The sequence below is a fragment of the Solirhodobacter olei genome (genome assembly GCF_004010155.1).
Taxonomy (GTDB): domain Bacteria; phylum Pseudomonadota; class Alphaproteobacteria; order Rhodobacterales; family Rhodobacteraceae; genus Solirhodobacter; species Solirhodobacter olei.
The window spans coordinates 1-23,974 of the sequence record NZ_RRYH01000033.1; the positions used below are offsets into that span (position 1 = coordinate 1).

At 68.6% G+C, this 23,974-nt stretch carries 30 protein-coding genes; 9 read left to right on the plus strand and 21 right to left on the minus strand.

Going from position 1 to position 23,974, the window contains the following annotated elements:
• A partial coding sequence (locus tag EIP85_RS18915; RefSeq protein WP_127903779.1) for a porin occupies positions 1 to 544 on the plus strand: 544 nt, incomplete at its 5' end.
• Positions 545 to 630: 86 nt separating this feature from the next.
• Entirely contained in the window at positions 631 to 1,284 is a 654-nt protein-coding gene (locus tag EIP85_RS18920; RefSeq protein ID WP_127903780.1) for a YggS family pyridoxal phosphate-dependent enzyme, read from the plus strand.
• Between the two features lie 19 nt (positions 1,285 to 1,303).
• On the opposite strand, the gene EIP85_RS18925 is transcribed toward EIP85_RS18920, so the two are convergent.
• Together EIP85_RS18925 and ribA are read right to left on the minus strand one after the other, a co-directional pair.
• The gene (locus EIP85_RS18925) at positions 1,304 to 1,801 is read right to left on the minus strand and encodes a L,D-transpeptidase family protein (RefSeq protein ID WP_127903781.1); all 498 of its coding nucleotides are present in this window, start codon (positions 1,799 to 1,801) and stop codon (positions 1,304 to 1,306) included.
• Positions 1,798 to 2,901, minus strand: a complete 1,104-nt coding sequence (ribA, locus tag EIP85_RS18930) for a GTP cyclohydrolase II (RefSeq protein WP_127903782.1) — start codon at positions 2,899 to 2,901, stop codon at positions 1,798 to 1,800. Before ribA ends, EIP85_RS18925 begins: the two co-directional genes overlap by 4 nt.
• Before the next feature lie 170 nt (positions 2,902 to 3,071).
• Here ribA and EIP85_RS18935 point away from each other — a divergent pair, with 170 nt between their 5' ends.
• A complete protein-coding gene (locus EIP85_RS18935) occupies positions 3,072 to 3,758 on the plus strand; it encodes a response regulator transcription factor (RefSeq protein ID WP_127903783.1) in 687 nt (228 codons plus the stop codon).
• Positions 3,759 to 4,226: 468 nt separating this feature from the next.
• Here EIP85_RS18935 and EIP85_RS18940 read toward each other — a convergent pair whose 3' ends face one another.
• Complete coding sequence (locus tag EIP85_RS18940; protein WP_127903784.1) at positions 4,227 to 5,486, minus strand: MFS transporter; 1,260 nt, start codon at positions 5,484 to 5,486, stop codon at positions 4,227 to 4,229.
• Positions 5,487 to 5,582: 96 nt separating this feature from the next.
• Between EIP85_RS18940 and EIP85_RS18945 the strand changes: the two genes are divergently transcribed.
• The 6 genes from EIP85_RS18945 (at position 5,583) to EIP85_RS18970 (ending at position 9,983) form a co-directional block, all read left to right on the plus strand.
• Entirely contained in the window at positions 5,583 to 6,371 is a 789-nt protein-coding gene (locus EIP85_RS18945) for an exodeoxyribonuclease III (protein WP_127903785.1), read from the plus strand.
• 191 nt (positions 6,372 to 6,562) lie between these two features.
• Positions 6,563 to 7,066, plus strand: a complete 504-nt coding sequence (locus EIP85_RS18950) for a hypothetical protein (protein WP_127903786.1) — start codon at positions 6,563 to 6,565, stop codon at positions 7,064 to 7,066.
• Between the two features lie 399 nt (positions 7,067 to 7,465).
• Positions 7,466 to 8,029: a hypothetical protein gene (locus tag EIP85_RS18955; RefSeq protein ID WP_127903787.1), complete on the plus strand. Its 564-nt coding sequence runs from the start codon at positions 7,466 to 7,468 to the stop codon at positions 8,027 to 8,029.
• A 168-nt stretch (positions 8,030 to 8,197) separates the two neighbouring features.
• Positions 8,198 to 9,109: a thioredoxin family protein gene (locus tag EIP85_RS18960; protein ID WP_127903788.1), complete on the plus strand. Its 912-nt coding sequence runs from the start codon at positions 8,198 to 8,200 to the stop codon at positions 9,107 to 9,109.
• Between the two features lie 26 nt (positions 9,110 to 9,135).
• A complete protein-coding gene (locus tag EIP85_RS18965; protein ID WP_127903789.1) occupies positions 9,136 to 9,777 on the plus strand; it encodes an LON peptidase substrate-binding domain-containing protein in 642 nt (213 codons plus the stop codon).
• Positions 9,774 to 9,983, plus strand: a complete 210-nt coding sequence (locus EIP85_RS18970) for a Trm112 family protein (RefSeq protein ID WP_127903790.1) — start codon at positions 9,774 to 9,776, stop codon at positions 9,981 to 9,983. The genes EIP85_RS18965 and EIP85_RS18970 overlap by 4 nt, the downstream gene beginning before the upstream one ends.
• A 308-nt stretch (positions 9,984 to 10,291) precedes the next feature.
• On the opposite strand, the gene galE is transcribed toward EIP85_RS18970, so the two are convergent.
• The 18 genes from galE to ffh all read right to left on the minus strand — a co-directional run bounded on the left by galE (position 10,292) and on the right by ffh (position 23,857).
• Entirely contained in the window at positions 10,292 to 11,311 is a 1,020-nt protein-coding gene (gene galE / locus EIP85_RS18975) for a UDP-glucose 4-epimerase GalE (RefSeq protein ID WP_127903791.1), read from the minus strand.
• A gap of 47 nt (positions 11,312 to 11,358) precedes the next feature.
• Entirely contained in the window at positions 11,359 to 12,414 is a 1,056-nt protein-coding gene (locus EIP85_RS18980; protein ID WP_127903792.1) for an ABC transporter ATP-binding protein, read from the minus strand.
• A gap of 3 nt (positions 12,415 to 12,417) precedes the next feature.
• Complete coding sequence (locus EIP85_RS18985) at positions 12,418 to 13,203, minus strand: ABC transporter permease (RefSeq protein WP_127903793.1); 786 nt, start codon at positions 13,201 to 13,203, stop codon at positions 12,418 to 12,420.
• Entirely contained in the window at positions 13,200 to 14,090 is an 891-nt protein-coding gene (locus tag EIP85_RS18990) for an ABC transporter permease (RefSeq protein WP_127903794.1), read from the minus strand. The genes EIP85_RS18985 and EIP85_RS18990 overlap by 4 nt, the downstream gene beginning before the upstream one ends.
• A 73-nt stretch (positions 14,091 to 14,163) precedes the next feature.
• Positions 14,164 to 15,207 carry an ABC transporter substrate-binding protein gene (locus EIP85_RS18995; RefSeq protein ID WP_241560101.1) on the minus strand — a complete coding sequence of 348 codons (1,044 nt, stop codon included), beginning with the start codon at positions 15,205 to 15,207 and terminating at the stop codon, positions 14,164 to 14,166.
• 424 nt (positions 15,208 to 15,631) lie between these two features.
• Positions 15,632 to 16,441 (minus strand): division plane positioning ATPase MipZ, encoded by an 810-nt coding sequence (locus EIP85_RS19000; protein ID WP_127903796.1) that lies wholly within the window; start codon positions 16,439 to 16,441, stop codon positions 15,632 to 15,634.
• 404 nt (positions 16,442 to 16,845) lie between these two features.
• Positions 16,846 to 17,067 (minus strand): 50S ribosomal protein L31, encoded by a 222-nt coding sequence (gene rpmE / locus EIP85_RS19005; RefSeq protein WP_127903797.1) that lies wholly within the window; start codon positions 17,065 to 17,067, stop codon positions 16,846 to 16,848.
• A gap of 11 nt (positions 17,068 to 17,078) precedes the next feature.
• Positions 17,079 to 17,462 carry a 50S ribosomal protein L19 gene (gene rplS, locus EIP85_RS19010; protein ID WP_127903798.1) on the minus strand — a complete coding sequence of 128 codons (384 nt, stop codon included), beginning with the start codon at positions 17,460 to 17,462 and terminating at the stop codon, positions 17,079 to 17,081.
• A 47-nt stretch (positions 17,463 to 17,509) separates the two neighbouring features.
• Positions 17,510 to 18,274 (minus strand): tRNA (guanosine(37)-N1)-methyltransferase TrmD, encoded by a 765-nt coding sequence (gene trmD, locus EIP85_RS19015; RefSeq protein WP_127903826.1) that lies wholly within the window; start codon positions 18,272 to 18,274, stop codon positions 17,510 to 17,512.
• Between the two features lie 77 nt (positions 18,275 to 18,351).
• Positions 18,352 to 18,768, minus strand: a complete 417-nt coding sequence (locus EIP85_RS19020) for a hypothetical protein (RefSeq protein ID WP_127903799.1) — start codon at positions 18,766 to 18,768, stop codon at positions 18,352 to 18,354.
• Positions 18,768 to 19,280, minus strand: a complete 513-nt coding sequence (gene rimM / locus EIP85_RS19025) for a ribosome maturation factor RimM (protein WP_127903800.1) — start codon at positions 19,278 to 19,280, stop codon at positions 18,768 to 18,770. Before rimM ends, EIP85_RS19020 begins: the two co-directional genes overlap by 1 nt.
• A gap of 61 nt (positions 19,281 to 19,341) precedes the next feature.
• The gene (gene rpsP, locus EIP85_RS19030; protein WP_127903801.1) at positions 19,342 to 19,716 is read right to left on the minus strand and encodes a 30S ribosomal protein S16; all 375 of its coding nucleotides are present in this window, start codon (positions 19,714 to 19,716) and stop codon (positions 19,342 to 19,344) included.
• A 56-nt stretch (positions 19,717 to 19,772) separates the two neighbouring features.
• The gene (locus EIP85_RS19035; protein ID WP_422067224.1) at positions 19,773 to 20,081 is read right to left on the minus strand and encodes a chorismate mutase; all 309 of its coding nucleotides are present in this window, start codon (positions 20,079 to 20,081) and stop codon (positions 19,773 to 19,775) included.
• A gap of 129 nt (positions 20,082 to 20,210) precedes the next feature.
• A complete protein-coding gene (locus tag EIP85_RS19040; RefSeq protein WP_127903802.1) occupies positions 20,211 to 20,732 on the minus strand; it encodes a GNAT family N-acetyltransferase in 522 nt (173 codons plus the stop codon).
• Positions 20,729 to 21,262, minus strand: coding sequence for a GNAT family N-acetyltransferase (locus EIP85_RS19045; protein WP_127903803.1), 534 nt, complete (start codon positions 21,260 to 21,262; stop codon positions 20,729 to 20,731). Before EIP85_RS19045 ends, EIP85_RS19040 begins: the two co-directional genes overlap by 4 nt.
• The gene (locus EIP85_RS19050; protein ID WP_127903804.1) at positions 21,259 to 21,771 is read right to left on the minus strand and encodes a GNAT family N-acetyltransferase; all 513 of its coding nucleotides are present in this window, start codon (positions 21,769 to 21,771) and stop codon (positions 21,259 to 21,261) included. The genes EIP85_RS19045 and EIP85_RS19050 overlap by 4 nt, the downstream gene beginning before the upstream one ends.
• The gene (locus EIP85_RS19055; RefSeq protein WP_127903805.1) at positions 21,768 to 22,316 is read right to left on the minus strand and encodes a GNAT family N-acetyltransferase; all 549 of its coding nucleotides are present in this window, start codon (positions 22,314 to 22,316) and stop codon (positions 21,768 to 21,770) included. The genes EIP85_RS19050 and EIP85_RS19055 overlap by 4 nt, the downstream gene beginning before the upstream one ends.
• The gene (gene ffh, locus EIP85_RS19060; RefSeq protein WP_127903806.1) at positions 22,313 to 23,857 is read right to left on the minus strand and encodes a signal recognition particle protein; all 1,545 of its coding nucleotides are present in this window, start codon (positions 23,855 to 23,857) and stop codon (positions 22,313 to 22,315) included. The genes EIP85_RS19055 and ffh overlap by 4 nt, the downstream gene beginning before the upstream one ends.
• Between the last annotated feature and the right edge of the window lie 117 nt (positions 23,858 to 23,974).

A 23,974-nucleotide genomic window follows, 5' to 3' on the forward strand; every position in this document is an offset into this window, starting at 1 on the left:
GCAAAACGGCATCGTCGGCTACTCCTCGACCGGCGCTGGCAACAACGGCGTTCTGGCCACCTACACCATGGGCGGCCTGGTCGTCCGTGCCGGCTACCAGACGAAGGGTAACACCTCGGCTTCCAACCACGAATCGTCGCTGAGCGTTGCCTACAAGGCTGGCGCCCTGTCGTTCGAACTCGGTGGTCTGCACCAGAACGGCGCGAACGGCGGTTCCGAAGAGACCGCGGTGGTCGAGTACGCCCTTGGCAACTCGAACATCGGCCTTGCTTATGGCCACAACTCCGACACCATCGATATGGCTGCGGGGGCCAACCCCTACGGCAACATCGTGACCCTCTACGGGAACACCAAGTTCGGCGCGACCACCGTGCAGGCCTTCGTGTCGCACTCGAGCAAGCTCGCGATCGCGACCGGCACCAAGACCACCTACGGTGTGGGCGCGTCCTACGACCTGGGCTCGGGTGCCGCGGTCGTCGGCTCGGTTCGCCAGCAGTACTCCAAGAAGATGTACGCCGACCTCGGCGTGAAGTTCTCGTTCTAATACGAGACGGACAGTGCATGGGAAGAGCGGGCCTTGTGCCCGCTCTTTTCATTTGCGAGCAAGGGTCATCGGCAGGGAGTGGGCGGATGGCGCTTGAAGACATCGTGGCGAGGATCGCGGCAGCGGAACGGGCGGCGGGACGGCCGGAAGGCTCGGTGCAGCTGATCGCGGTGTCTAAGCTGCAGCCGCCGGAGCGGGTCGAGGCGGTGCTGCAGGCGGGCCATCGGCTTTTCGGCGAGAATTACGTGCAGGAGGCGGGCGCCAAATGGCCGGCCTGGCGCGACCGCTTCCCGGGGCTGGCCGTCCACATGATCGGGCCGCTGCAATCCAACAAGGCCAAGCAAGCGGTGGAGCTGTTCGAGGCGATCCATACGCTGGACCGGCCGAGCCTGGCCGAGAAGCTGGCGCGCCAGGTGCAGGCGCGGGGCGGCTGCCCGGAGCTGTTCGTGCAGGTCAACACCGGAGCCGAGCCGCAGAAGGCGGGCGTGCTGCCCGAGGCTGCCGATGATTTCATCGCCACCTGCCGGGGGATGGACCTGCCCTTGGCCGGGCTGATGTGCATCCCGCCCGACGGCGAGGACGCGCGGCCGCATTTCCGGGCGCTTCGCGAGATCGCGGAACGCAACGGGCTGTCCGGGCTCTCGATGGGCATGAGCTCTGATTTCGAGGTGGCAATCGCCGAGGGGGCGACGCATGTGCGCGTAGGCTCGGCGATCTTCGGGGCGCGCGTGGTGCGTTGAGGTCGGGCAGGGGGGGCGCTCAGTCCCTGACGAAGACCTTGGCGCCGGGGGGCATGGCCCAGGCGAGCCACAAGATATCCGCGGGCGCGAAGGCGATGCAGCCTGCCGTCGGGTGGCGCGGCTTGCGCCAGCGGTGGAGGAACAGGGCGGAGCCTTTGCCGGGCACCGCCTCGGGCCAGTTCACATCGCTCGTCAGCACCAGATCGTAAAGCGGATCGGCGCGGCGCAGGCGCTCGTGGCTGAAGGCGTGCGGCGCACGGGTGGCGTGGTTGTAGGCCGGGTCGGCGGGGTCGTCGGACCAGAGGTCGCGCGGGCTGATCGGCCGCGCCCAGGGCGGCACGGCGGAGGCCGGCAGGCGGTCCGGCCGGTACAGGAGGCCAGTGACGCGCCAGAGGCCCGCAGGCGTCGCGCCATCGCCCTCGTGCTTGTCGCGCGTCATCCCGCCGCGCCCCAGCGCGCAGGGCATCCGGCGGGAGCCAAGCCGCGCGCCCCAGCGGGTCACCAGGAGCGTACTCACAGCAGGTGGCCGGATTTCGCGGCCTTGGTGGCGAGATAGGCCGCGTTCTCGGGCGTGCGGCCGACCTTCAGGGGCACGCGCTCGGCCACCTCCAGCCCCATCGCCTGCATCATGCGGAGCTTCGCCGGGTTGTTGGTAAGAAGCCGCAGTTTCGAGACGCCCATCTTGCGCAGGATCCCGGCGCCGATGCGGAAGTCGCGCTCGTCATCCTCGAAGCCCAGGCGGTGGTTGGCCTCGACCGTATCGAAGCCCTGGTCCTGCAGCGAATAGGCCCGCATCTTGTTGGCGAGCCCGATGCCGCGGCCCTCCTGGTTGAGGTAGAGGAGGATCCCGGCGCCCTCTGCCCCCATCTGTCCAAGCGCCGCGCGGAGCTGCGGGCCGCAGTCGCATTTCAGCGAGCCCAGCACGTCACCGGTGAAGCAGGCGGAGTGGAGCCGGGTCAGCACGGGTTTGGAGCGGTCGGGGCGGCCGATCTCGATGGCGTAATGCTCCTCGCCCCCGTCCTCGGGGCGGAAGATATGGACACGCCCGGCACTCGCGGCCTGCATTGGCAGGCGGGCGGCGGCGACGGGGTGCAGCTCGGGGGCGGCGAGAAGTGCGTGGCAGGCGGCCGTCACCGGGACCAGGGTCAGCCCCTCGGCCTCGGCCAGCGCGGCGCCGTCCGCCACCGGCAGGGTGACGGCGGCGGGCAGCAGATGCGCGGTCTTGGCAAGCTGGATCGCGGTCGCGCTCAGGGACGGATCCCCGCCGCGCAGCGACCGGAAGGGGCCCTTCATCGGCGTCATCAGGTCGCCCGAAGGATCCGCCGTGGCGCGAATCCAGGCCAGGTCCGCCTCTGCCGGAACGGCGAGGCGGGCGATGTCGCCGTCATAGGCGCGGGCCTTCAGCGTCTCTGCCCGCCAGGCCGTTACCGCCAGGGCCGGGGCCTCGCCAAAGGGCTGCCCGAGCGCGCGCAGGTCCGCCAGCCGCTCGGCCGACAGCGTCTCGGCCGCCGCGGCGAGGATCGCCTCGCCCGGGCCGGTCAGAACGACCGGAAGGCCCATGCGCATGTCTGCGCGGGCGCGGGAGAGGGTTTCGGCAAGGGTCGGGCGCAGGGTCATGGGCGGGGCCAGAGCGATGGATCACGTCTATCTAGGGCGGCGGGCGGCAAATTGAAACAATTTCCCCGGGCGCGACACGTCCGCGTGAAAAAAACACCACAAGGCTTGTCAGCGCGTGGGGCAGGGCGCATCTGCGATAGGCATGCAAGACCGTGACGGAGACCCAGTGCATGGCAAACCTTAAGAAAATCCTGCTCGTAGACGACGAAGAAGACCTGCGTGAGGCGCTGTCCGAACAGCTGGTGATGACCGAAGACTTCGACGTTTTCGAAGCCGGCGACGGACATGGCGCGATGGATCGTCTCAAAGGCGGTCACTACGACCTGATCATCCTCGATGTCGGCCTGCCGGATACGGACGGGCGCGAACTGTGCCGCCGGATGCGCAAGCAGGGCGTGAAATGCCCGGTGCTGATGCTGACCGGCCACGACACGGACAGCGACACGATCCTCGGCCTCGACTCCGGGGCGAACGACTACGTGACGAAGCCGTTCAAGTTCCCCGTGCTTCTGGCCCGGATCCGGGCGCAGCTGCGCCAGCACGAGCAATCGGAAGACGCCGTCTTCCAGCTTGGCCCCTACACGTTCCGCCCGGCCCAGAAGGTGCTGGTGGACGACCGCGACCGGAAGATCCGGCTGACGGAGAAGGAGACCAACATCCTGAAGTTCCTCTACCGCGCGACCGAGGGCGTCGTGCCGCGCGAGGTGCTTCTGCACGAGGTCTGGGGCTACAACGCCGGCGTGACCACGCACACGCTGGAAACCCACATCTACCGGCTGCGTCAGAAGATCGAGCCCGATCCCTCGAACGCGCGTCTGCTGGTGACTGAATCGGGCGGTTACCGCCTCGTCGCCTAGGACACATTGTTGCCGGATTCTGAACGTAAAATGTCAGCTGTAGTGCAAGATCCGGTACAAGTTCCCCTCGCCGCGTCGGGGTGAAGACGCGGCTCCTCCCTGTTGGACTGGCCCGGCCTCGCGCCGGGCCTTTTTTTGCTGGGTCCGGGCGGATCTTCGGCGGAGTCCCGCCGCAATGCTGTGGCGGGCGGGAGACACCATTAGCTGTGCTTTTGGGTTGGGCCTGAAAAACGCTGGCATTCCATGGAAACAGTGCGAAGATAAATTACTATATCTACAGTTGAGTGGCCCATGGGCCGATTTGACGGAACCCCCTGGCCGCGTCGGGGTAATGATGCGGATCCTCCCTGTTGGACTGGCCCGGCCTCCGGCCGGGCCTTTCTTTTGCGGCGGGGCCTGCCCGGCGTCGGGACTGCCGGGGCGATGTGATCCGGCCGGCCCGCCGGAGGGCGGAGGGCGGCGGCCGGCCTAGTCGATGCGCAGCCGGCGGGCGGCATAGACGAGCATCAGGAGCGTTCCGAACGCCGCCAGCGCGAAGGGCGCGCGCAGCGCGTCGGCCCGGCCCACCGGCCCTTCGAGCAGAGAGACCATCGCACCCCCCGCCAGCGCGCCGAGCGGCATCGAGCCCCAGCCGAGGAAGCGGTAGAGGCTGTTCACCCGGCCGAGGATGCGCGGCGGGATCAGCCGCTGCCGGAACGAGACGGTGGCGACGTTCCAGAGCATCGAGCCCGCCGCGCTTACGGCCTCGGCCAGTCCTGCCACGACGGGCGAGCCGGTGAGCGCGAAGACGGCATAGGAGGCGGTGAAGGCTGCGAGCGCCACGATCAGGCTGCGGCGCAGGCCGAGCCGGGCGCAGAGCCGGGGCGAGGCGAGCCCGCCCAGCACGCCGCCGCAGGCCCCGGCCGCCATCATCAGCCCGTAGCCGAGCGAGTCCAGGTGCAGGATCTCCTGCGCGTAGAGCACCAGCACGGTGAAGATCGCCATGTAGGAAGCGTTCAGCAGCCCCAGCATCACCGCCAGCCGCAGGATCAGCCGGTTGCCCCGCAGCCAGTCCACCCCCTCGCGCAGCTCCTTGAGGAAGGGCGCGCGGGGGCGCAGCGGCACCGGCGGGATCAGCATCAGCCAGACCAGCGCGGCGGCGAGCGCGAAGCTTGTGGCATCGAAGCCGAAGGGCAGCGCGATGCCGGCCGCAATCAGCAGCCCCGCCACCGGCGGGCCGAGGAACCGCTCCATGATGGTGTTGGCCGACCACATCTGGCCGTTGGCGCGCTCCAGGTCCGACGGCGCCACCACCGAGGGCAGCAGCGTCTGCGCCGCGTTGTCGTGCAGCACCTCGGCCGCGCCGATCAGGAAGGAAAGCGCGGCGAGCGCCAGCACGGGCGCCGCGCCGCCGGCGCCGGGGAAGAGCAGGGCCGGGCCGGAGAGGCCGGGGGTGGACAGGATCAGCGCCACGATCATCAGCGTCAGCACCATGCGGGCGAGATCGGCCCGCACCATCAGGCGCTGCCGGTCGGCCCGGTCGGTCCAGACCCCGGCGGGCAGCGAGAACAGGAACCACGGCAGCCGCCCGGCCATGGCGACGAGCGAGATCAGCACCGGGTCTCGGGTCAGGAGCGTGGCGAGCCAGGGCAGCGCCACCGCGGTCGCCCCGTCGCCGAAGCGCGACACGGTCGAGGAAAGGATGAGCAGCCTGTAGTTGCGGTTGGCGCGGATCAGCGGGGCGGTCATCGGGAATGCTTTCGGTGAGGGGCCTTCAGGCGGCTTTGCGGGTGGCCTCTGCCGAACAGTCTGGCTAATCTCCGCCGGCGTCAATCGGAGACCCTCATGCCCTTCACCCTTGCCACCTGGAACATCAATTCGGTTCGCCTGCGCGAGGGGCTCGTCGCCCGGCTTATGCGGGAGGAGGGGCCGGACGTGCTCTGCCTGCAGGAATGCAAGAGCCCGGTGGAGAAGATCCCGGTCGAGACCTTCCAGGCGCTCGGCTACACCCACATGGTTGCGCGCGGCCAGAAGGGCTACAACGGCGTGGCGATCCTGTCGAAGCTGCCGCTTGAGGATGCCGGCGGGCGCGACCTGATCGGCATGGGGCACGCCCGCCATGTCGCGGCGCGGCTGGAGAACGGCGTGACCATCCACAACTACTACATCCCCGCGGGCGGCGACGTGCCGGACCGCGAGGCGAACGAGAAGTTCGGCCAGAAGCTCGACGTGCTGACCCAGATGCGCGACCACTTCCGCGCCGAGGCTCCGGCGAAGTCGATCCTGGTGGGCGATCTGAACATCGCCCCCAGGGAGGACGACGTCTGGAACCACAAGGCGCTGCTGAAGATCGTCAGCCATACGCCGGTGGAGGTGGCGCATCTGGCCGAGGCGCAGGAGGCGGGCGCCTGGGTGGACGTGACGCGGGCGGATATCCCCGAGGGGCTGCTGTACTCCTGGTGGTCCTACCGGGCGAAGGACTGGGACGCGGCCGACAAGGGCCGCAGGCTCGACCATGTCTGGGCGACGCCGGATATCGCCGGGGCGGCCCATGGCAGCCGCGTCCTGCGCGACGCGCGCGGGTGGGAGCAGCCCTCTGACCACGCGCCGGTCTTCGCGAGCTTCGACCTCTAGGCCCGAACCCCGATCCGTCTGGCACCCGGCGCAAGGCGCGCGGGCGCCTCACGGCCGTCTCACGGGACCCTCACGGCGTCCTCACGGCCGGGCACGGGGTTTCGAAGGCCCGTGCGTTGTGCGCCGCGCCGTCCGATCCCAGCTCTTCTGAACGACGCCCATGCCGGGGCGCCGCAGATCAGGAGGTTAAGATGCAACGCTCGATCCGACTTTCCGCCGGGCTCGCCGCGGTTCTGACGGCGCTGGCCGCGGGGCCCAGCCTTGCAGCCACGCCGATGATGCAGGCGGTCCGTGTCGAGGATGGCGCCGCCGCCGCCGTGCAGGGCCAGGCGCAATGGCCACAGGTGAAGACGGAGCTTTCCTCGGCCATTGCGCAGCGGCTTGGCGGGCGGCGCGCGGCCGGAGGGATGACCGTCGAGGTCCGGCTTTCGGATGCCGCTGTTCATACGCATAACGGGATGAAGGGGCCGGCCCTTGCCGGCACGGTGCTGGTGGAGCGGCCGCTCTATGCCGATCCGGGCGCCGGGATCGATCACACCACTTCGGTGTCGAAGGCCTATCGGCTGACGGTCACGCCGCAGGATGCCGCGGCCTACATGGAGCACGGCGAGACGGGAATGGAGCCGCATCATGACCGGATGCTGCGCCAGGCGATGGTGAAGTCTTTCGCCGATTACGTCGTGGCCCATCTCTGACCCGCTGACCGGCGCGGTGCGCGCGCCCCGCGCGCCCCGCGCCCAGCCCCGTTCCGGCCGCGAGGCGTCCCCCGGCCGGGCACAATCCGCGCCGCCCCGCCGTCCCAGGCCGGGCGGCGCGGTCGTATCGGGACCCCGCCATCGCCCAGCCTCCCTTAATCTTTCTTTCCCCACCCGCCCCATGCAGATCGGCAACAGGCGGGCCAAGTTCCGGTCCCGCGAGGGAACCGGCGGCGGGTCGCTGATATCGCCCAATCGGTTCGGCCGAAGCTGACCGCTTTGGGGTATTCGGGCACCGTGACCGCGCTTTCCCGGGGGGCATGGACTTGTATGCGGGCCGCGAGGGGACAGCTGTGTTGCGTCGGCCGAGCGATGGCCGTCGTAGCGATGGAGGAAATCATGGCAAAGCTCCAAGCCAAGCGTCTTGCCCCGCGCCGCCTTCTTCCGGTGTCTCTGCTCGCCCTGTCGGTCGCCGTGGCGCCCGGGTTCGCCCTGGCGCAGGGAACGGCTGCGGCCACGGGAACGGCTGCGGCCACGGCCGCGCCCGGCGCGATCAAGGATATCACCGTCTCCGCCAAGCTCGACGCGTTCCGCGCGGCGCCGGATCAGGCGACGGTTCTGCCGGGTCTTCTGAAGCGCGCGCTGGCGGCGCGGCTGGGCGACCGGCTGCAGGCTCAGGGCCAGGTGCTGCGGGTGAAGATCGCCTCCGAAGTGCTGCCGCCTTCGCCGCAGTCGAGCCAGCAGGAGCGCGCGGTGCTGACCGGCGTGGTCTTCGTCGAGAAGCCCTCCCCCGCCGGGAAAGGCGCGACCTCGGTCAAAACGGTCTACCGGCTGAGCGTCGCCTCCGCCCCGCCGGCCACGGCGCCCGCGGGCACCAACGTGGTGGTGATGACGCCGAACAGCCACCAGTACCAGAACGCGCTGGTCAACGCCTTCGCCGATTACGTCGTCCAGCACCTGTGACGGCGCCCGGCGCGTGCGCGGCGGTTGCCGCGCCCCGCCCTCCTCCCGTTCCTCCTCCCCTCCTCGAGCGCCGGGGCTGCGGCATCTCCGTCCGCCCCGGCGCTTTCCCCTTGGCCTTTGGGGCCGGCGGGCACATATAGGGCGAAAGCCCAATGATCGGGGGAACAAATGCTGGAACTGAACGCGAAACCGAAGGAGGCGCCGGCTGGCGCCCTGGTCACCGACGGGTCCGATGCGACCTTTATGTCCGATGTCATCGACGCCTCGCGCGAGGTGCCGGTGATCGTCGATTTCTGGGCACCCTGGTGCGGGCCGTGCAAGCAGCTGGGCCCGGCGCTGGAAGCTGCGGTGCAGGCCGCGCGCGGCAAGGTGCGCATGGTCAAGATCAACGTGGACGAGAACCCCGGGATCGCCGGGCAGCTTCGCATCCAGTCGATCCCCACGGTCTATGCCTTCTTCGACGGCAAGCCCGTCGACGGCTTCCAGGGCGCGCTGCCGGCCTCGGAGGTCAACAAGTTCGTGTCCAAGCTCAGCGAGATGGGCGGCGATGACGGGGGCCTTGGCGCCGCGCTCGAGGCGGCCGAGACGATGCTGGCCGAGGGGGCCGCGGTCGATGCCGCCGAGACCTTCGCGGCGATCCTCGAACAGGAGCCCGCCAATGCCGCCGCCTACAGTGGGCTGGTACGGGCCGAGCTTGCGGGCGGCAGCCTGGAGCAGGCCGAGGCGCTTCTGAAGGGCGTGCCGGCGGAGATCGCCACTGCCAAGGAGATCGAGGCCGCGCGCGCCGCGGTGGACCTTGCGCGCCAGGCCGAGGCCGCGGGCCCGGCGGACGCGCTGCGCGCCGCCGTCGCGGCAGATCCGTCGGACAGCCAGGCGCGCTACGACCTGGCGCTGGCGCTGCATGCCCAGGGCCTTGTCGAGGAGGCCGTGGACGAGCTGCTGGAGCTGTTCCGGCGCGACCGCGAATGGAACGAGGGGGCCGCAAAGGTCCAGCTTCTGAAGATCTTCGACACGCTGAAGCCGCAGGACCCGCTGGGCCAGCGCGGCCGCCGGCGGCTCTCGTCGATGATATTTGCATAACGGTTGGGGCGGCCTAAATATCGGCCATGAACAAGCGCGCCGATTTGCCGAGCACGATCCCGCTCTTCCCGCTGCCCGGGGCACTTCTGCTGCCCCGGGCCCGACTTCCGCTGCACCTGTTCGAGCCGCGCTACCTGGCCATGCTCGACGACGTGCTGAAGACGCCGGAGCGGCTGATCGGGATGATCCAGCCCTGCCAGGTTCCCGAAGCCTGCGCCAAGCGTCTGCACAGCATCGGCTGTGCCGGGCGCGTCACCGCCTTTTCGGAGACCGAGGACGGGCGGTACATGATCACCCTGACCGGAACCTCGCGGTTCCGGATCTCGAAGGAGATCGCGGGCTTCGCCCCCTACCGGCGGGCCGAGATCGACTGGGGCGGCTTCGAACGCGACCGTGGCCCTTGCGAATGCGATCCCGACTTCCGGCGGAAACCTTTCCTCGACCTTCTCGGGCGGTATTTCTCTGCCATGGAGCTGTCGACGGACTGGGGCAGCCTGAAAGAGGCCGATGACGAGCTTCTGATCAACTCGCTTTCCATGCTCTGCCCGTTCCTGCCGGAGGACCGGCAGGCCCTGCTGGAGGCGCCGACGCTGGCGACCCGGCGCGAGACGCTGGTGACGCTGTTCGAATTCGCCCTGCGCGGCGGGGAAGAGGAGAGAATGCAATGACGACCGAGACCGCTGCGGCCAAACCGGCCGAGGCGCCGCTTTTCGATCGGCGGATGCTGGAGGCGCTGGTCTGCCCGGTGACCCAGGGTCCGCTGCAATACGACGTGGAGGCGCAGGAACTGGTCTCGCGCGCGGCGCATCTGGCCTTCCCGATCCGCGGCGGCATCCCGATCATGCTGGTCAGCGAAGCCCGCGAGATCGAATAGCGCGACGCGCCGCGGGCTTCGCCCGCGTGTGCCGTCACCGCCTGGCTGGAAATTAAATGGGCGCGCCTCGCTGCAGGCGCGCCCTGTCCGGGAGGTGGGGCCCCCGGAATGCTTGCAATTATTCGGGGATCACAAGCCCCCCTACGTAACCACAAGTAACATTAACCCACGATTAACCGACCCGTGCCCGGGGCCTGCGTAGCGCGTCAATGCGGCGCAAAAACCCGGAAATCCGGTCGCAAACGCCCCCGTCCGTTCAGTTTGGACGAAATTTCTCCGCTGGAGACAGCACGCGGCCCGGCCCCGGACTAGCCCTGCCGGCTGTTCGAGGCGCGCGAGACCCAGGCCCAGCTGGTTTGGCACATGTCCTCCAGCCCCCGCTCTGCCTGGAAGCCCAGAAGCGTTTTCGCCTTCGCCGGATCGCCGTAGTAGCAGGCGAGGTCGCCCTCCCGCCGGGGGGCCACGCGATGGGGCAGGGGCTTGCCGCAGGCACGCTCGTAAGCCTTCAGCATGTCCATCACCGAATAGCCCTGGCCGGTGCCGAGGTTGACGATGTGGCTTTCGTCCCCCCGCATCAGCGCGTCGAGCGAGAGGACATGGCCCCTTGCGAGGTCGACGACATGGATGTAGTCGCGCACGCCGGTGCCGTCGGGCGTCGGGTAGTCGTCGCCGAAGACGTTCAGGTACGGCAGCTCGCCGGTCGCGACCTTGGCGATATAGGGCATCAGGTTGTTGGGGATGTCGGAGGGGTCTTCCCCGATCAGCGCCGAGGGGTGGGCGCCCGCCGGGTTGAAGTAGCGCAGGATGCCGAAGCGCCAGCGCGGATCGCCCTCGGCCGTGGCGCGGATGATCTGCTCGCCCATGAGCTTCGTCAGCGCGTAGGTGGAGGCGTAGCCGAGCGCCGCCTCCTCCGGGATCGGCCAGTCGAGGGTCGGGGCATAGACCGTGGCCGAGGAGGAGAAGACGAGGCGGAAGCAGCCGGCGGCGCGCATCGCCTTCATCAGATTCACGAGGCCGGTGCAGTTGGTCTCGATATAGTCGAGCGGAATCTTCTGGCTTTCGCCCACGGCCTTCTTCGCGGCGAAATGCACCACCCCGTCGAAGCGGTTGGAGGCGAAGACGCGGGCGAGGCCCTCGGGGTCCAGCACGTCGCAGCGGTGGACGGTCACGGGCCTGCCGGTGATCATCTCCAGCCGGTCGGGCACGTCGAGGCGGGCGTTGGAGAAGTTGTCGAGGATCTCGACCTCGTAGCCGGCCTCTGACAGCGCGGCATAGGTGTGCGACCCGATATAGCCGGCGCCGCCGGTGAGGAGGATTCTGCCCGTCATGCCCGCCTTTACATGGGATCTGCCCGCTGCGGCCGGTTCTACACCGCTCAGTCCGCCAAAACCAGAAGATCGCGGGCCGAGACGCTGATCTCGGCCGTGGACCCCACGGCGGGTGGCGGCGCGTCGGGGCGGTTGAATGTGTCGAGCGAGACGATATGGCCGGCCACGTCGACCCGGATGCGGATCACGGAGCCGAGGAAGTGGACCTCGGAGATCCGGCCCTCGAGCACCACGCCATGCCCCTCGCGCCGGCCGAGGGCCACGACCTCGGGGCGAAGCGCGAGGCTGATCGCGCCGTTCGCGCCGGGCAGCGCGCGGTTCAGCGCCACCGGCACCTCGCCGATCTGGATCTGGCCGGTGGCGGCGTCGAGCACCTTGGCGTCGAGCGTGTTCAGCGTGCCCACGAACTGCGCCACGAAGCGGGTCGTGGGGGTGTTGTAGATCTCGAACGGCGTGCCGGTCTGGTCGGCGATGCCCTGGTGCATGACCACGATGCGGTCGGAGATCGAGAGCGCCTCTTCCTGGTCATGGGTGACGAAGATCGTGGTGATGCCGAGCTTGCGCTGGATCTGCTTGATCTCCTCGCGAAGCGAAACGCGGATCTTGGCGTCGAGCGCCGAGAGCGGTTCGTCGAGCAGAAGCACACGCGGGCGGGGGGCGAGCGCCCGGGCCAGCGCCACGCGCTGCTGCTGGCCGCCGGAAAGCTGGAACGGGTAGCGTTCGCCCAGCTCCGGCAGGCCGATGAGGGACAGCATTTCCTCCACCCGGGCGGCGATCTCGGCCTTGGGGTGGCCGGCGACGCGCAGGCCGAAGCCGACGTTGCCTGCGACGGTCAGGTTGGGAAACAGCGCGTAGGCTTGGAACACCATGCCGATGTTGCGCTGGTTGGGGCGGAGGCCCGTGACCTCCTGCCCGTCGATGCGGATCGAGCCGGAGCTTGGCGTCTCGAACCCCGCGACCATGCGCAGGACCGTGGTCTTGCCGCAGCCGGAGGGGCCGAGGAAGGAGACGAACTCCCCCTGCTCGACGGAGAGGTTGAAGTCCTTCACCACGCGGGTCGTGCCGAAGGACTTTTCGAGGTGGGAGAGATCGAGGAAGCCCATGCGCTACTTCTGTGCCTTGGTGTGCTTCGAAAAGCGGGTGAAGAGATTGATGAGGCCCATGCAGGCCCAGGTGATGCCGAAGGCGATCACGGCGAGTGCCGAGGGCTCGTAGGCCCGGTTACCGCCCATCCAGACCATGTAGGGCCCGAAGGTGTTGAGGTTCAGCAGCGCCGCGTAGACGTATTCGCCGATGACGATGGCGAAGGTCAGAAACGCGCCGGAGAGGACCGAGACCAGCACGTTCGGCAGGATCACGGTGGCGAGGATGCGGGTCCAGCCGGCGCCCAGGCTCTGCGCGGCCTCGGTCAGCGTGGCGACGTCTATGGTGCGCAAGCCAGTGTCTACCGCGCGGTACATGTAGGGCAGCGCCAGCGCCGCGTAGCCGAAGAGGATCAGGATGTTGGTGCCCATCCAACTGCCGGTCAGCGGCAGGATCGACGAGGTGTTGTAGAGCCGGATGTAGCCGAAGACGATGACGATCGGCGGGATGACCAGCGGCAGGAGGGTGATGAACTCGACATAGGGACGGACGCCGGGCAGGCGCAGGCGCACCCAGTAGGCGGTGGGCACGACGATCAGCACGCCGAGAACGATCGTCAGCAGCGCCAGGATCACCGAATAGCCGAAGGTCTGCTGGAACTGCGGATCGTTGAGGACGACGCGGTACGCCTCGAAGCTCAGCACGCCGCGCTTCATCTTCAGCGAGAAGTTGAACATCCCGAAAAGCGGCAGGATGAAATAGGTCGCGCCCAGGACGAGGATGATCCAGGAGACGAGGCGGCGGGTCATTGCATCCACCTTTCCGCGCGGGTTCTGAGCACGATGTAGATCACGTTGGCGATGCCGGTGATGACGATCATCCCGAAGGCCAGCGCGAAGCCGAGCTGGGGATTGCCGAGAACGTCGCCCCGGATCTGCGAGAAGAGCGTGATCGGGACCAGCGTGAAGGCGGGGCCGGCCAGCGCATAGGCCGTGGCCACCGCGCCGAAGGCGTTGGCGAAGAGAAGCGCGAAGGTGCCCAGAAGCGAGGGAAAGAGGATCGGCAGCGCGACATATTGCCAGTACTGCCGCGTGTTCGCGCCGAGCATCGAGGCCGCCTCGCGCCATTCCTTCTTCATCCCGTCGAGCGCCGGGGTGATGATGAGGATCATCAGCGGGATCTCGAAGAAGAGATAGACGATGACGAGGCCGTAATAGGTCAGCAGGTTGAAGCCCAGCACCCGCAGGTTGATGCCGTAGTCGCGCAGAAGCACGGTGACGATGCCGACGGGGCCGAGCGTCGCGATGAAGGCGAAGGCCAGCGGCACGCCGGCGAAGTTCGAGGCGACGCCGGAAAAGGTCATGATCGGGCCGCGCACCCATTTCGGCAGTCCGCCGAAGACGACGGCGGCGGAAATGGCGAAGCCCACGACACAGCCAATCAACGCGGAGGCCAGGCTGATCTTGATCGAGATCGCATAGGCCGCGCGGATCAGGTCCGTGTTCAGGTCGCGGATGTTCTGAAGCGTGAAGGCGCCGGCCTGTGTCTGGAAGGCGCCGAAGACGATGTAGAGCGTCGGCAGGATCAGGAACATCACCGAGAAGATCGCGAAGGGGATGATCCCGACCCATTTGAGCCAGGCCTCGCGGCGCTGCGGGCGTGCTTGGGTCATCACGCTGGAGGAGAGGGAGGCCATGCTCGCGGATCCGGCAGAGGAAGCGGGACCGCCCCGCGGAAGCGCGGGGCGGCCCGGTGTTGCGCCTTGCGGCTTACTTCACGTTGGCACCGACGACGCCGTCCCAGCCGCCGACGACGGCGGTCTTGGAGGCGGCCTGCTCATCCAGCGTCGGGAAGACGGCCTTGGCGTAGCCTTCGGCCGGCGGCAGCGCGTCCATCAGCTTCTGCGGGATCACCTTGCGCTTCGCCATGTCGTTGAAGCGGATCGGGTGGCAGTAGCCGGCGAGCCAGCCGAGCTGGCCCTCGTCGGAGTAGAGGTACTCCATCCAGAGCTTGGCGGCTTCCGGGTGCGGCGCGAACTTGGAGATCGCCTGCACATAGACACCGGCCACGACGCCAGACTTCGGCACAACCACGTCCATCGGCGGGTTGCCCTTCAGGCTGTCCTTCCACGCCAGCAGGTTGTAGTCCCAGGCGATCGCGATCGGCGTCGCGCCCTGGGCGATGGTGCCCGACTTGGCGACGACGGGCACGAAGTTGCCCTTCTTGTTCATCTCGGCGAAGAACTTCAGACCGGCATCGCCGGAGGCCTTGCCCGGCGCGGCGCCGGTGGCCATGCCCGCGGCCATCACGCCGAGGATCGCCTGGTTCGCGGAACGCGGGTCACCCGCGAGCGCGACGGCATTGGCGTATTCCGGCTTCAGCAGGTCCGACCAGTCCTTCGGCGTGTTCTTGATGATGTCCTTGTTCACGCCGAAGGCCATCACGCCGTAGTAGTCGCCGTACCAGTAGCCGTCGGCATCCTTGGCCGAATCCGGGATCGAGGCCCAGGTCGAGACCTTGTAGGGCTGGATCAGGCCTTCCTTCTTGGCCGCCGGGCCGAAGGCCAGGCCGACGTCAATCACGTCCGGCGCCTGCGGGCCCTTGTTGTTCTCGTTGGCCTTGATCGCCTGGATCTCGTCGCCAGAGCCCGCATCCGGGTTCAGCTCGTTCACCTTGATGCCGGGGTACTTCTTCTTGAAGTTGGCGATGACGTTGCCGTAGCCGCACCAGTCATGCGGCAGGGCGATCGTGGTCAGTTCGCCTTCCTTCTTCGCGGCGGCGTAAAGGGCGTTCATGTCGGCGGCCGCGGCCATGTTGGCCGTGGCGTAAAGCGCCAGCGCGCCTGCCGTGATCAAGAGTCGATTGGTCACTTTCATTCGGGTCGCTCCCCATCGGTGTTGGCTCGGCTGAAGCCGCGTGTGCGGCGGGTCCGCGAACCGCGTCTTGCCGTTCGGTTCGCCCGAGCAGACCCAGCTAAGGGCCAAATCGAGCGCATGGCAAGCGAGGAGGACGCCGCTTCAGTCGCGGCGTCGGTATCACCAGTGATTGAAGGATTTGCGACGTTTTGTGACGGTAGGGTGACAAAACGAACGGGACCGAAAATTGGCGGTCGTCGGGCCGGATCGGGCCGGATCGGGGCGAATCACCCCGGCCCGGGCGCGCCCTTATGGGGACCGGGCGCGGGCCGGGAAGGTGGGTCTGGAAGATCGGTCCGGACGGCGGGCCGGGGATGCCGGCTCAGAAGTCGACCGAGACGCCGGGCAGCTTCAGCTCGGTCATCAGGTCGCGCAGTTCCTGGCGGGCGGCGACGTTGGAGATGTTCAGATGCTCCACGCCGACATGCTTCAGGTCCAGCAGCGTCAACCCTCGCGGGAAAAGCTCGCGGAAGATGACCCGTTCGGAGAAGCCCGGCGCGACGCGGAAGCCGATGCGGCGGGAGAGATCCTCCAGCGCGGCGCCGACCTTGCGCTTGTTGTGCATCTGCTGCGCGCCGAGGCGGTTCCTGACCACGATCCAGTCGATCGGCTTCAGCCCGGCCTGGGCGCGCAGCTGGCGGGCGTGCCAGACCATCTCGGAATAGATCGAGGGGCCCTTGACCTTGTTGGTCTCGGCGTCGATCCGGGCCAGCAGGTCGAAGTCGATGAAGCTGTCGTTCAGCGGCGTGATCAGCGTGTCGGCCAGCGAATGCGCCACCTGGCTGAGGCGGGTGTGCGAGCCGGGGCAGTCGATGATGATGAAGTCGCAGGCCGGCTCCAGCTCCGTCACCGCGGCGGAGAGGCGTTGGTCGTAGACGTTCTCCTCCGGCGCGAGCGTGGCGCGGTCGACCTCGGGCAGGGCTCGAATCTCGGGCATCGGCAGGTCGAGGCCGTTCTGGGCAGCGAAAGCGCGGCGGTTCTCGATGTAGCGGCCGAAGCTTTGCTGGCGCAGGTCGAGGTCGAGCGCGCCCACGGTATGGCCCATGCGCACAAGCGCGGTCGCCACATGCATGCAGGTGGTGGATTTGCCCGATCCGCCCTTCTCGTTTCCGACAACGATGATATGCGCCACAGCCCGGCTCCGATCACAAGAGGCGCGCCGTCCCAGGCGCCGTTCGACCATATGTGGTGGGGCTACCCTTTGGAAGCCGACCGTGCAAGAGGCCGGAGCAAAATCCCGGGGCGTCGCAGGAAGGGCACGGGTGGGTCAGGAGCGAAGCCGTAGCCGGGCGATGGAACCCGGCCGCCGGGTGGCCCTGCGCGGGCTGGAGCGGGGTGATGGGTCCCTTCTGCCGCAGGGGTCACGACGCGTTTCGGCGGCGCCCGGCATCGGACGGGGGCGGTACAGTCATCGGGTGACTGCCGTGCGGGGCGATATTCCCCGGAAATCGGCCCCAGCCGGGCGTCCCGCCCTCCGAGCCAACGCAAAAGGGCGCGACGGTGGCGCGCCCTTTGCCAGTTCGCTGTCGCTCGGGCTCAGAAGCCGAGGCCGGCGTACTTGTTCTTGAACTTCGACACGCGCCCGCCGGTGTCCATCAGCTTGGCGTTGCCGCCGGTCCAGGCCGGGTGGACGGAGGGGTCGATCTCGAGCGCCATCTGCTCGCCTTCCTTGCCCCAGGTGGAGCGGGTCTGGAAGACGGTGCCGTCGGTCAGCTTCACTTCGATCGTGTGATAATTGGGATGGATGTCTTTTTTCATCGTCCAGCTCCTCAGGCCTCAGCGCCGTTCTTGGGCTTGTAGTTCGTCTTCTCGGCGATCCGGGCCGACTTGCCGCGACGCTCGCGCAGGTAGTAGAGCTTCGCACGGCGGACACGGCCACGGCGGACAACCTCGATCGAGTCGATGTTGGTCGAGTAGAGCGGGAACACCCGTTCCACGCCTTCGCCGAAGGAAATCTTGCGGACGGTGAAGGAGGCCGCGAGGGTCGAGCCGCCCTTGCGGGAGATGCAGACGCCTTCATAGGCCTGCACCCGCGAACGGGTGCCTTCCGTCACCTTGTAGCCGACGCGCACGGTGTCGCCGGCCTTGAAATCGGGGATGGTCTTGGCGAGCGAAGCAATCTGCTCGGCCTCGAGTTGCGCGATAATATCCATCGCAAATCCTCTAACGGGCGGGGTTTCAGCCCCGGTGTGATGCCGCCTCAGAGCTCTCGGTCTTCGTCCGGGTCCCTACCGTGCGCTGCACAGTAAGCCCGCCAGAGATCAGGCCTGCGTTCCCTTGTCAGCCTTTCGGCCATCCCCCGGCGCCAGGTGGCGATCTTCGCGTGATGGCCGGATTGAAGCACTTCCGGTATCGCGCGGCCGTCCCAGACCGAGGGTCTTGTGTACTGCGGAAATTCAAGAAGGCCGTCCGAGAAGGATTCCTCCTCGGCCGACGCCTGATTCCCGAGCACGCGCGGTATAAGCCGGACGGTGGCATCGATCAAGGCCTGCGCGGCGATCTCGCCGCCGGTGAGGACGAAATCGCCGAGGCTGACCTCCTCGACCTCGAAGGCGTCGAGCGCGCGCTGGTCGACGCCCTCGAACCGGCCGCAGAGCAGGGTGATCCCCTCGGCCCCGGAGAAGCGCCGGGCCATGGCCTGGTCGAAGGGCTTGCCGCGGGGCGAGAGGTAGACGACGGGCCAGCGGGCGCGGTCCTTCGGCGTGCCCTGGGCGGCCTCGGTCAGCGCCTTGCCGACGATGTCGGCCCGCAGCACCATGCCGGCGCCGCCGCCGGCGGGATTGTCGTCGACGTTCTTGTGGCGGCCCTCGCCGAAGGGGCGCAGGTCGATCGTCTCGAGCGCCCAGAGGCCGAGCTCGAGCGCCTTGCCGGTCAGCGACAGACCGAGGGTGCCGGGGAAGGCCTCGGGGAAGAGAGTGATGATGCGCGCGGTCCAGGCCCCTTTGAGCCGGGGCCTTTCGCCCATCAGGTCGCGGGGTTTGGCGGAAGCCGAAATCGACAGGCGGCCATGGGATTTGGCGGGGAGATCCGGCTTCCGTTCCGTCACGCTTCCTTTGCTCCGGTGTCGGGGGCCGGTGCGCCGGGGCTGCCGGCATCGCCGCGCAGCAGGCGGGTGATCGGCAGCGCCAGGAGCGCAAGGCCGAGGGGCACGCCCAGCGGCAACGGCGCGACGGTTCCGGCGATCCCGCCGATGCCACGGCCGACGGAGAAGCAGAATGTCACCAGCAGGAGCTGGATCAGGATCCGGAGGCCATTGCGCGAGAGCGTCTCGCCGCGCAGCCAGTCGGCGGCGCGTTCGGGCCAGATGTCGGGCGACTGGGCCGCGAGGCCGATGAAGAAGATCACCGTAAAGGCGAGGATCAGCCCCCAGCCGAAGCCGGCAAGGCCGGCCAGCATGGCGCCGATATAGAGCAGTCCGGTGCAGGCCATGGAAATGCGGTGCTTTATCAACCCGATCATCATTCGATCAGTCCCTCCGGTATATCCGCGACGATCCGGCCAGAGGCCAGATCCACGGTCGGGACGATCGCACGCGTAAAGGGCAGAAGTGCGGCACCTTTCGGGCCCGGCCGGGTCACCTCGAGGAGGTCTCCGGCGCCGTGGTTGTGGACGGCCGTGACCTTGCCGACGGGCGCGCCGCCGGTGTCGTAGACCGTCAGGCCGATCAGGTCGGCATGGTAGAATTCGTCGTCGCCGAGCGCGGGCAGGGCATCGCGGCCGGCGTAGAGGGCGGTGCCCTTCAGCGCCTCCGCCGCCTCGCGGCCGCGCACCCCCGACAGCCGGGCCGCGAAGCCCTGGGGGATCTGCCGCGTCAGCGTGACGTCAAAACTCCGCGACCCGTCCTCGGTGAAGAGGGGGCCGTAGGAGGCGATCGCCTCCGGGTCGGCGCAGAAACTTTTCAGCCGCACCTCGCCCTGGACCCCGAAGGCCCCGGCGATGGCACCGACCATGATGCGTTCCGGCTCTGTCATGATCCCTCCGGGACAGCCCGGGCGCCGGATAGCGCCCAGGCAAACCCCTGTGGTGGAAGGATTATTCCTCCGCGGCGGCCTCGGCCGGGGCGGCGGCGGCTTCGGCCTTCTTGGCCTTCTCCGCGGCGCGCTCCTGCGCCTTCTTGCCCGGGGCGCCGGCCTTCAGGTTGGCGCGCTCGGCCTTCGGGCGGTCGCCCGAGGCTTCGAGGAAGCGGGCGACGCGGTCGGTCGGCTGGGCGCCCTGGCCGAGCCAGTACTGCACGCGCTCCATGTTCATCTTCACGCGGTTCTCGTCGCCCTTCGGCAGCATCGGGTTGTAGGTGCCGAGCTTCTCAAGGAAGCGGCCGTCGCGCGGCATGCGCGAGTCGGTGGCGACGATGGCGTAGTGCGGGCGCTTCTTCGAGCCACCGCGGGCGAGGCGGATTTTCATGGACATGTTTCTGGTCTCCTTGGGTTTGGGTTGGGGCGGCGTTCAGGCTTGGGGATGGCCGCCTATTTCTGCAGTTTCTCGTGGTGTCGGATCACTTCGGAGATGATGAACGCCAGGAATTTTTTGGCGAATTCGGGGTCGAGGCCGCTTTCCCTGCTCAGCGCCTCCAGCCGCTCGATCTGGCGGCTTTCGCGCGCCGGATCGGAGGGCGGCAGGTCGTGTTCCGCCTTCAGGCGGCCCACCGACTGGGTGTGCTTGAAGCGCTCGGCCAGGGTGTAGACGAGGATCGCGTCGAGCCGGTCGATCGACTCGCGATGCTCTTTCAGCAGCACCTGGGCGCGGCGGGCGTCCTCTGTCAGCTCTGCCGTCATGGCGTCCTCCCGAATGTGTTAAGGCGGCGTGCGGTGGATACCGCAAACGCACCGTATTCGCACCGCTTTGGCACCGCTTTGGCACCGGCATCACCCGCACGGGGCGGGCGGTATGAATCTTAAGGATCGTCATGCCGCAAGCTCCGACGGTCCCGGGTGGCGCCAGACCTGCATGGTGCCGTGGCGTTCGTGGGTAAACTCGCCCTCGTGCCGGGCGCCGAGGCGGCGGCAGACGGCCATGGAGCCGGTGTTGGCGGGCTTCACCAGGCTGATCGCGGTGGTCCAGCCGAGCGGGCCGTAGGCGAAGGCGCGGGCGGCGAGCGCCGCCTCGGTGGCGTAGCCCTGGCCCTCGTGGCCGTCGAAGAGATCCCAGCCGAGTTCGCCCTCCGGCCAGCCGTCGGGCATGTAGGGGCCGACGAGGCCGACGGGTTCATCGCTGTCGCGGCGCGCCACGATCCAGCGGCCGAAGCCGTTGAGCTGCCATTGCCCGATCTCCATCGCCAGCATCCGCCAGGCGAGTTCCCGCGTCAGCGGGCCGCCAACGAAATGCGAGCGGGGGCCGGCGTAGAAGGCGGCGAAGGGCGGGAAGTCGCGCGCCTCGGGCGCGCGAAGGATCAGCCTGTCCGTGGTCAGCGTCGGGATCGGGGTCATGCGGCGATCTCCTCCGGCGCGGGGTGACGCCAGATGTCGAGGCTGCCGTGGCGGATATGGTCGAACCGCCCGTCGATCCGGGCGCCGAGCCGGCGGGCGAGGGCGGCCGAGCGGGTGTTGTCCGGGGCGATAAGGCTGATCAGCGTGGTCCAGCCAAGGGTCCGGTAGCAATGGTCGCGCACGGCGCGGGCGGCTTCGGACGCAAGGCCCTGGCCCTCGTGCCCGTCGAAGAGATCCCAGCCCAGTTCCGGTTCGGGCCATGCGGGCGGATGGATGATGCCGACGAGCCCGGCCCTGGCCCCGGTATCGCGGCGGACCACCGTCCAGCGGCCGTAGCCGCGCATCGGCCAATGGCCGATCTCGATGGCGAGCTGGCGCCAGGCATGGGCCGGATCGAGCGGGCCGCCCGCGAAGGCGGAGCGCGGGCTGGCGTAGAACGCCGCGACGGCGTCGAGGTCGCCGGCCTCCGGCGCGCGCAGCACGAGCCGCTCGGTTTCCAGCACGGGAATATTGGCGAGGGCCGGTGTCATGCCGCCCTCCCGAGGTCGTGGACGATGACGACATCGCCCGGGTCGGTGCCCGGCAGGTTCGGGTCGATCCGGCCGCCGAGGCGCAGGCCGAGCGCGATGGAGCGTTCGTTTTCCGGCGCGATGTAATTCACCAGCCGGGTCCAGCCGAGGTCGGTTACGACCCAGCCCATGACGGCGCGGGCGGCCTCGTGGGCCACGCCCTTGCCCTCTGCCTCGGGGGTGACGAACCAGCCGAGTTCGGCCTCAGGGTAATCGGCGGCGTGGTAGATGCCGACCTCGCCGAGATAGGCGCCGGTGGCGCGGTCCTCGACCGCGAAGGGGCCGTAGCCCATCAGCGGCCATTGCCCGACTTCGGAGGCGAAGAGGCGCCAGGCGGCGCGGCGGTCGAGCGGCCCGCCCTCGTGGACCGAGCGGGGCGTGGCGAAGAATGCGGCGCGGGGCTCGAAATCCTCGAGCCTCGGCATCCGCAGCGTCAGCCGCTCGGTGGAGAGGGTGGGCGCGATCGTCATGCGGCAGCCACGGCCGGGCCGGGGTGGCGGTAGATCAGCGCGGGCTTGCCGGCGGGCGAGATCCAGTCGCGTTCGTGCGTCGCGCCGAGGCGTTCGGCCAGCGCGATGGAGCGGGCGTTGTCGGGCGCGATGACGGAGGTCAGCGGCCCCCAGCCGAGCGTGTCATAGGCATAGGCGCGCAGCCGCAGCGCGGCCTCGGACGCGAAGCCGCGTCCCTCGAAGCCTTCGTAGACGGCCCAGCCAAGCTCGACCTCCGGCCAGCCCTCGGGGTTCCAGAAGCCGGCATGGCCGACATGGGCGCCGGTCCTGCGCTCCAGAATATGGAACAGGCCGTAGCCCTTCAGCAGCCAGTGGCCAAGCTCGGCCGCGAAGGCGCGCCAGGCGGCGGCGCGGGCGAGCGGGCCGCCCATGTGGCGCGAGCGCTCCGTCGCCCAGAAGGCGGCGGCGCTGTCGAAGTCCTGCGTTTCGGGCGCGCGCAGGATCAGCCGCTCGGTGGTCAGGACGGGGGCGTGGATGAGGGCGTTGCCCGGGGTGCGCGCGTTCATTTCTTCTTTCCGAAACCAGAGAGGCCGGAGGGCAGCTTCATGCCGCCGCCGAGGCCGGGAAGCCCCCCGCCCATGCCACCCATTCCGCCCATGCCGGGCGGCAGGCCCTTGGGCATCTTGCCCTTTGCGAGATCGGCCGCGGCCTTCAGCTGCTCGGGGTCCATGTTGGCCATGTCGGGCATGCCGGCGCCGGCGCCGCCCTTGCCGAACATCCCCTTCATCGCCTGCTTCAGCATCCCGCCCTTGCCGAGCTTCTTCATCGTGTCGGCCATCTGGCGGTGCATCTTCAGGAGCTTGTTCAGCTCTGAGACCTCGAGCCCCGCCCCCGCCGCGATGCGGCGCTTGCGGGAGGCCTGCAGCAGCTCGGGGTGGGCGCGCTCCTTCTTGGTCATCGAGTTGATCAGCGCGATCTGGCGGCGCAGCATCGCGTCGTTCAGCCCTGCGGCATCGGCCTGCTTGGAGATCTTGCCCATGCCGGGCAGCATCCCCATGACCGACTGCATGCCGCCCATCTTCATCATCTGGTCGAGCTGGCCCTTCAGGTCGTTCATATTGAAGAGGCCCTTCTGGAAGCGCTTCATCGCGCGTTCCATCTGTTCCGCTTCCAGCGTCTCCTGCGCCTTCTCGACCAGCGCCACGATGTCGCCCATGCCGAGGATGCGGCCGGCGACGCGGTCCGGCTCGAAGGTTTCGAGCGCGTCCATCTTCTCGCCGGCGCCGACGAAGCGGATCGGCTTGCCGGTGACCGCGCGCATGGAAAGCGCGGCGCCGCCGCGGCCGTCGCCGTCCATCCGGGTCAGCACGACGCCGGTGACCCCCACCTTGCCGTCGAACTCGGTCGCGACGTTCACCGCGTCCTGGCCGGTCAGCCCGTCGACCACGAGGAGCGTCTCGCGCGGGTTCACGGCGTCGCGGACGGCCTGCACCTCGTCCATCAGGACTTCGTCGATATGCAGACGCCCGGCGGTGTCGAGCATGTAGACGTCGTAGCCGCCGAGGCTCGCCTGGGTCTTGGCGCGCTTGGCGATCTGGACGGCGCTTTCGCCCTTCACGATCGGCAGCGTGTCGACGCCGATCTGGGCGCCGAGGATCTGCAGCTGCTCCATCGCCGCCGGACGGTTGGTGTCGAGCGAGGCCATCAGGACGCGCTTGCCGTTCTTCTCGCTCAGCCGCTTGGCGAGCTTGGCGGTCGTCGTCGTCTTGCCCGAGCCCTGCAGGCCGACCATCAGGATCGGCGCGGGCGGGTTGTCGATCTTCAGCGCGCCGGGGTCGGCGTCGCCGGTCAGCACGTCGACCAGCGCGTCATGGACGATCTTGACGACCTGCTGGCCTGGGGTGACGGATTTCGTGACGGCCTGGCCTGTGGCCTGGTCCTGCACGCGCTTGACGAAATCGCGGGCGACGGGGAGGGAGACGTCGGCTTCCAGAAGCGCGGTGCGGACCTCGCGCAGGGCGGTGGCCACGTCGGCGTCGCTGAGCGCGCCCTGCTTGGTCAAGCGGTCGAAGACGCCACCGAGGCGGGCGGAGAGGGTCTCGAACATATTGGCCTCCTTCGACCTGTTGCTGCCTGCCCCGCCATGTAAGACGGAACGCTCCAAACGCCAACGTCACCCGCGGGCGCGACGCGCTGGCGGATGGCGATCCCGGGACAAGCCCAA